The sequence below is a fragment of the Paracidobacterium acidisoli genome (assembly GCF_003428625.2).
Taxonomy (GTDB): domain Bacteria; phylum Acidobacteriota; class Terriglobia; order Terriglobales; family Acidobacteriaceae; genus Paracidobacterium; species Paracidobacterium acidisoli.
The window spans coordinates 509,042-515,307 of the sequence record NZ_QVQT02000005.1 but is presented as its reverse complement, the minus strand read 5'-3'; the positions used below and the strand labels follow the sequence as shown (position 1 = coordinate 515,307).

At 54.8% G+C, this 6,266-nt stretch carries 4 protein-coding genes and 4 tRNA genes; 1 reads left to right on the top strand and 7 read right to left on the bottom strand.

Going from position 1 to position 6,266, the window contains the following annotated elements:
• Window positions 1–149: 149 nt before the first annotated feature.
• The 7 genes from D0Y96_RS16090 to D0Y96_RS16060 form a co-directional block, all read right to left on the bottom strand.
• Window positions 150–461: a hypothetical protein gene (locus tag D0Y96_RS16090; protein ID WP_117301891.1), complete on the bottom strand. Its 312-nt coding sequence runs from the start codon at window positions 459–461 to the stop codon at window positions 150–152.
• A 52-nt stretch (window positions 462–513) separates the two neighbouring features.
• A tRNA-Gly gene (locus D0Y96_RS16085) sits at window positions 514–588 on the bottom strand.
• A 68-nt stretch (window positions 589–656) separates the two neighbouring features.
• Window positions 657–732: transfer RNA gene (locus D0Y96_RS16080), tRNA-Thr, on the bottom strand.
• Window positions 733–743: 11 nt separating this feature from the next.
• Complete coding sequence (locus tag D0Y96_RS16075; RefSeq protein ID WP_252263833.1) at window positions 744–992, bottom strand: hypothetical protein; 249 nt, start codon at window positions 990–992, stop codon at window positions 744–746.
• A tRNA-Tyr gene (locus tag D0Y96_RS16070) sits at window positions 985–1,072 on the bottom strand. The genes D0Y96_RS16075 and D0Y96_RS16070 overlap by 8 nt, the downstream gene beginning before the upstream one ends.
• 182 nt (window positions 1,073–1,254) lie before the next feature.
• A tRNA-Thr gene (locus tag D0Y96_RS16065) sits at window positions 1,255–1,330 on the bottom strand.
• A gap of 213 nt (window positions 1,331–1,543) precedes the next feature.
• Window positions 1,544–4,969, bottom strand: coding sequence for a TonB-dependent receptor (locus D0Y96_RS16060; RefSeq protein WP_199480393.1), 3,426 nt, complete (start codon window positions 4,967–4,969; stop codon window positions 1,544–1,546).
• A gap of 286 nt (window positions 4,970–5,255) precedes the next feature.
• On the opposite strand from D0Y96_RS16060, the gene D0Y96_RS16055 reads away from it, so the two are divergent.
• A complete protein-coding gene (locus D0Y96_RS16055; RefSeq protein WP_117301885.1) occupies window positions 5,256–6,260 on the top strand; it encodes a hypothetical protein in 1,005 nt (334 codons plus the stop codon).
• Window positions 6,261–6,266: the final 6 nt, after the last annotated feature.

The following is a 6,266-nucleotide window of genomic DNA, read 5'->3' as shown; positions in this document are numbered from 1 at the left end:
GTCGTCTTCCCGTGATCAATATGACCGATCGTCCCCACATTCACATGCGGCTTACTACGGTCAAACTTCTCCTTCGCCATCGCTTACTCTCCCTGTTGCAAAATTGGTCGGCAAATCTATCAAATGACTGCCTGTAAACCTGTCGCGCCTCAGTAGTACGCGTATACCTTCAAAAACTTTGCACGCAGCTCAGGAGCCACCTGCTCTACCCGCCGCAGATACTGTTCTCGCACCTGGCCACGATCCGCATCGCTCAGCGCTGCGTATTTCGCAGGCATTTCCGCACCCAGAAACCCATTCTCAAGGATTGCCTCAAATTGCCGAACCCGCAGCTTTGCTCGTGTCACCTTCCGAAGAAAATTCGTTACACGCGAAGCGGTAAAGGTATCGGCAAGAGCCCGCCGTACTTCGGCAAAGGTCTTCTCGTCCTGTATCGGAAGCACTGCCTGCTCAAACGTCATTTTCTCCGCCGGCGGCCGTCTTCAACTGGCCGCGCATCCCTCAATTTCATCGTGGAGCGGGAGACGGGAATCGAACCCGCGACCAACAGCTTGGAAGGCTGTGACTCTACCACTGAGTTACTCCCGCATTACCCAGCAGGTCAGCCCGCTTTTGGCGACAGCAGGCCAGCCTGCTCACTGCCCCGCTGAAAAAACTGGAGCTGATGACCGGGATTGAACCGGTGACCTCTCCCTTACCAAGGGAGTGCTCTACCAACTGAGCTACATCAGCCTGTACAGCAACTACAAACCCTGTTCTTCCGCCCGCTCCGCTTCATCGTACTGCGAACGCCCCCGCGTCAGCAGCACCCGAAGCGCGAACCCACCCAGCAGCACCATCACCAGGATGCGAAACTTCCCCGCATCCATTGTGCTCCAGGCCAAACCCGCCAGAATCGCCAAGCCGGCGAGCGCGATCCACTTGCGCTTTCCGCCCTTGACCTGCATCTCCGGCACCTCACTACATCCACCCAAAAACAATCGTTGGTGCACAGGGGAGGATTCGAACCTCCGTAGCTCCAAGGAGCGGCAGATTTACAGTCTGCTGCCATTAACCACTCGGCCACCTGTGCATCCCGTTCCGGAGATCGGCGAAAACCGCCATTCTCCGGGAAAAGCCATCGAAACACCCGCGTCAGGACACCTGCCAGCATGCCGGATCAAAAATCCGGTAAAAAAACATGCGCTGGTCAGGAAATTCGCTGCGGAGGGTGACCGACTTCCCCTGCTACAACCCGTTCCTTACTGGAAAGTCTGGAGCTGGCGAAGGGACTTGAACCCCCGACCGTCTGATTACAAATCAGATGCTCTACCAGCTGAGCTACGCCAGCTCGAAACCACTTATCCCTGTCGATTCAGAACACACGAAAGCATCAAAAACCGGAGGGCATACGAAAGGAAGATTAGCACACGCTGAGGCGCTCCGCAATGCGCTGCCGACCCCTTTCGGAGCCGGCAGATGCGTACCGAAGAGCTCTTCCGGAGCAATACCACCTACCTTCCACGCTGACCAGCAGAAGGGTCTCCGGATCGGCTGCACAGAATCAGAATTCGTATCGCAGACTGAACTGCAGTTCGCGATCCGATGCATAGGTATTTCCCTTCTGGGTGACCTGTCCAAATGTGCCGCTGGTGGGATTATCCATACCAGAATCATTGGATGGCGTATCAAAGTTTGGATGGTTCGTAAAGTTGAACGCCTCCGCCTTGAAGGCCAGTACATGATTGTCGTGCCCCGGAATGACATGGAAGCTCTTCAGCATCGCAATATTCCAGCTCTGAAATCCCGGGGAATAGATCTCATTGCGAGTACCACGCGGCGCCAGTGTACCGGGAGCCGGTGGCGCAAACGCCGTCGGATCAAACCAATAGCCGTTTCCGTGACCCACGAAGTTTTTGAAGACCGTTGGCTTCTTCGTCATCACCCACAACTGTTCGCCGGCCGCCGGGCCGACTCCTGCAAAGTCATCTCCGGTGCCCACCGAAAATGGTTCTCCTGACTGCGCCTGTGTTGTGCCCGAGATCTCCCAGTTGCCGAACGCACCGCGCTCGAACCGGTTGCTCAGATGCGAGCCATAAGGGATATCCCATACATAATTCACCACCAGCACATTGCGGATGTCGAAATCGCTGGGACCATAGTTCGGAGAGGCGTCATACATGTTCGGCAGCTCATAGCCGGTGCTTGATCCGAAATCCATGCTCTTCGACCATGTGTATGCCACACCAAAGAGAAGGTTTTTCGTCATGCGGCGTTTCAGATCGATCTGCATAGCGTGATAGATCGAACTGCCGCGGTTTGAGTCCTCAAGGATGGCCGAAAACCCACGATATGGGCGCAGTGCATCGGGCGCTTTCACCCCGGGATTCGCCTGTACTGTACCGGGACGAAGCTGGTTTACGTTCTCCAGCTGCGACAGGTGCAGCCCTCTGCGGCCCACATATTGAATAGTGAAAGTGGCAAAGTCCGGAATTTCCTGCTCCACAGCCACATTCCACGCCCAGGCATTCGGGTCGGGAAAAATGTATGCCTGCGATGAAAGAGACAATGGCAGCGAGTTCAATCCTGCCGCTCCTGGATTATCAACACTGCCCGCCGTGACCGTTGAGCTCGGCTGAAAAGGAGCATTGCCGCCGAGCTGCACCTGATCACTGATGCCAAGACGCTGAACAAACCGTCCACCGCCGATACGGAAGACCGTCAGGGGAGCTACCTGCCAGGTGAAGCCTACGCGTGGCTGAATATTCGTCCACGTCGTTTTTGAGTAGCCGCGTCCGAATCCACGGAAGAGCCGGTTGTACTGACCACCAATAATAGAGTCCGGAACATGCCCCTTCGCCGCACTGGGAAAATGGCTGCCAGGAATCACGACACCATTCAGCGGATCCCCTCCGGAAAGCGCGCCGGTATTGGGGTCTACATTTGGCGCAAGAGCAGGGTCCCATGAGGACTGGGAAAAGACCGACTGATTACCCCACGGTGCGTAATACGGCTGCATCACGCTGTAACGCACACCAAACTCCACGACGGCCTTCGAAGTGGCCTGCCAGGAATCCTGCACGAAACCTTCCCACATGTTGCCGCGGAACAACGTATAGGATTTCTGACCGATCTCCCCATAGGTATCGAATAGTCCCAGTGCCGCATTGCCTACCGCGGCATTCGATGTCGGATGACCGGTGCGCGTGTCGGTAAAGATAAACTGACCGTTTTGATTATTCGTCGATCCCGGTGTCGTGCTGCTTACGCTGATCTGGTCAAAGTTGTTTTCGCCCGAATACTGCCATAGCACTCCTGCCTTCAGTGTGTGGGTACCGATCACTTTGGTGAAATTGTCCATCAGGTTGAAGATCGGACCACCCGAGTGCGACGGATAAGGACCGCCGTCCAGCGTTGTGAAATTGGCGATCTCGATCGTCGGAATCTTGTCCTGAATCAGCTTCTGGCTGGCCGGATAAATGTACGGGTAGTTAATACCGTAATTTGTGCGGTTGTACCGTCCACTCGTCAGGTCGTCGGTGATAGTCACATGATCTGCAGAAGCAGAGAAGGTGGCTTCATTTACCGTAGTAGGGTTAATCGTCCACGTGTAATGCAGCACCGCCACCTGATTCGGCCAGTTCCATATCTGTGGCGTGCGGTCAAAGTTCCCCGCGAAGGGGTTATCCTGGTAATAGTTGTAGTTGAGCAGAGAGAAGCGCAGGTGGTGCGCGTCGGCGGGAATGTAGTCGATCACCAGAGTGTCCTTCCGCTGGTTCTGCGGATAGGCAGCCTCTTCCTGCCAGTTAAAGCCGGAATTATTAGCATTCGGCGCCGGATAGGCATTCAACAGCGCCAGACCATTCGGACTGAGACCGTTCGTGATGTTGTTGTTCGGATAGTCCTGCCCGGTGTTCGGATCCACCAGCTGCACTGGATTCTTGTAAAAAATATTCGGCGCAAGCAACTCGCTGAAGTTGCCCTGACGCATCAGCGTCGTAGGCACAATTCCGGTCTTCGTGGGTGACTGCCGGTAGCGGATATACTCCTGACCTGCGAGGAAGAAGAGTTTCTGGCGCGACGTGTTGAAATGATGTGGAATCGTCACCGGTCCATTCAGGTTCCAGCCAAACTGGTTATATCGGAATGCCGGAGGATGGTCTGCGATCGAGGGCTGATTCGAGTCATTCCCTGCCCAGGTGTTCGCATTGAAAAACGAATTGCGCAGATATTCATATACGGTTCCGTGATACGTGCCTGTCCCGCTCTTGGGCACCATACGAATCTGGCCACCGGAGGTTCCACCGTATTCTGCCGGATACCCCGTGGTCAGAATCTGTACCTGGGAAGTCGAATCCACATCGGCTACACCGACTTGTGTGCCGTCAGCCCGCGTCCGCACCATCGGCGCTCCATCCAGCGTCAGGACACTTTCATTCGAGCGCGCTCCATTGATCGTCGGGCCACTGAAATCCGGGGAGAAATTGAATGCGGAGATGGATGCGTTACGTGTCACACCAGGTTCCAGTTGAGACAAGTACAGCGGGTTACGTCCATTCAGCTGAATCGTTTTGACCTGATCACTCGTTACCAGCTGTCCCGCCGCCGCGGACTCTGTCTGCAGAACATTGGCATCCGCCTCTACCGTTACGGTGCTGCTTGTGCTTCCGGTCTTCAGCGATGCATCGACTCTGCTACCGATATTCGGATCGAGCCGATTGCCGCTTAATACTGCGGTCTGAAATCCCGATGCTTCCACGCGGATGGTGTAAACACCAGTCGGCAGGTTTGTAACGGTGTAATACCCACTGCCATTGGTCAGGGCTGTGCGGTCAGCTCCGGTCGCATCGTTATGGGCTGTCACCTTCGCTTTCGGGATCACTGCTCCGCTTGGATCCGTAACCGTGCCGGATACCGCAGAGGTATCCGCCTGACCAAATGCATAGGGCGAAAGAAAGGGAAAAATGAATGCCAGCAACAACGCCAGCATCAATGTTTGTAAGGAAGATAAACGACTGGCCTTCAAATAAGTGAACATTTAGCCTCCGGGGATTGAGGCGGAATCGATACCATATTCATTAATCAATTGATGGTATCGTTTCCACAGCCAGCTTTGTACCTGTTTCATGTATTGGTTGTCAATTAATTATCTTGTATTTATTTTGTAGTTAATGGAATTTCCTTATTAATAATATTCTGGGCGTCCTGTAAAAACCCTGCGGGCAGGGCTAAAGCTCCGCCTCCTGTCTCAAATGAGAAGATAAAAGACAGCCCGTATGCACCGTCGCACCAGAATCACCATCGCCGTTGTCATCGTTGTTCTGCTGCTGCTTGCAGGAGCTATTTACCTTCGCAGGATCGCGCCACCTGAGGCTGCCCGTCTTCTGCCTGAATCCGAAGGCATTGTTTATCTGAACCTTCGCCCTCTGCGGGCGCGCACCCACTTCGAACAGCATCCGGTGGCCCACAGCCCTGACTATCAGCGCTTCATTGATGCCACGGGCATAGTTTTTGAGCGTGATATTGATGAAGCGGCTTTTGCGCTTCACCGCATGCCCAACCCTAAAGGCCCGAATGGAGCCGTCGCTTTTTCTGAGGTCTTTGTTGGCCACTTCGATGGCCGCCGCCTCATGAAGTGGCTTTCCTCAGCAGCTGCTTCTCAGGAAACCTATGCCGGCCACACAATTTACAGCATTCCGAGCGATAGCCGGACCGTGCGGGTTGCTGTAATTGGTTACGACATCGTTGCCGCCAGCAATGCACCAACAGCTGAACAGATCCATTCCATGCTGGATCGATATCGCACCGCTGCACTACCCTTTTCCGGCTCCTCACTTCTCGCCGAGCATTATTCCGATGTACCGCTGCTTTCTTTTGCGTGGGGTATAGGCCAGATCGCTCTGCCTCTCAGCGACAATGGCGGCGTGAGTGTGCTTGGTATGCGGCTTCCTCTTGCCGCAGATTCCACCTTTATCGCATCGCTGAGCTGGGTGGGCAGAATCCATTTGCGGATTGAAGATATCGCTCCGAGCGATGCTGCCGCTGCCGGCGCTGCACAGGCTCTGCAGGCTATTCTTTCGTTCGTTCGTGCTGCTGACAGCACGGCAACAGGCAGCCTCGGAGATCCTGACGTACGCGCAATGCTTGCAAGTGCCCAGATTGTGCATCGGAAGAATCGCGCCGTTCTTACTGCTACCCTTCCTGCGGATCTCATCGGGAAGCTGATCAGCAATCCGCAGCAACCGGACCTGCCAACTGCACAGGACACAACCACAAAGTAGACAGTG

Coding starts and splice junctions, on each gene's coding strand:
- D0Y96_RS16055 (WP_117301885.1), top strand. CDS start 5,256: ATGCACCGTCGCACCAGAATCACCATCGCCGTTGTCATCGTTGTTCTG.
- D0Y96_RS16060 (WP_199480393.1), bottom strand. CDS start 4,969: ATGCTGGCGTTGTTGCTGGCATTCATTTTTCCCTTTCTTTCGCCCTAT.
- D0Y96_RS16090 (WP_117301891.1), bottom strand. CDS start 461: ATGACGTTTGAGCAGGCAGTGCTTCCGATACAGGACGAGAAGACCTTT.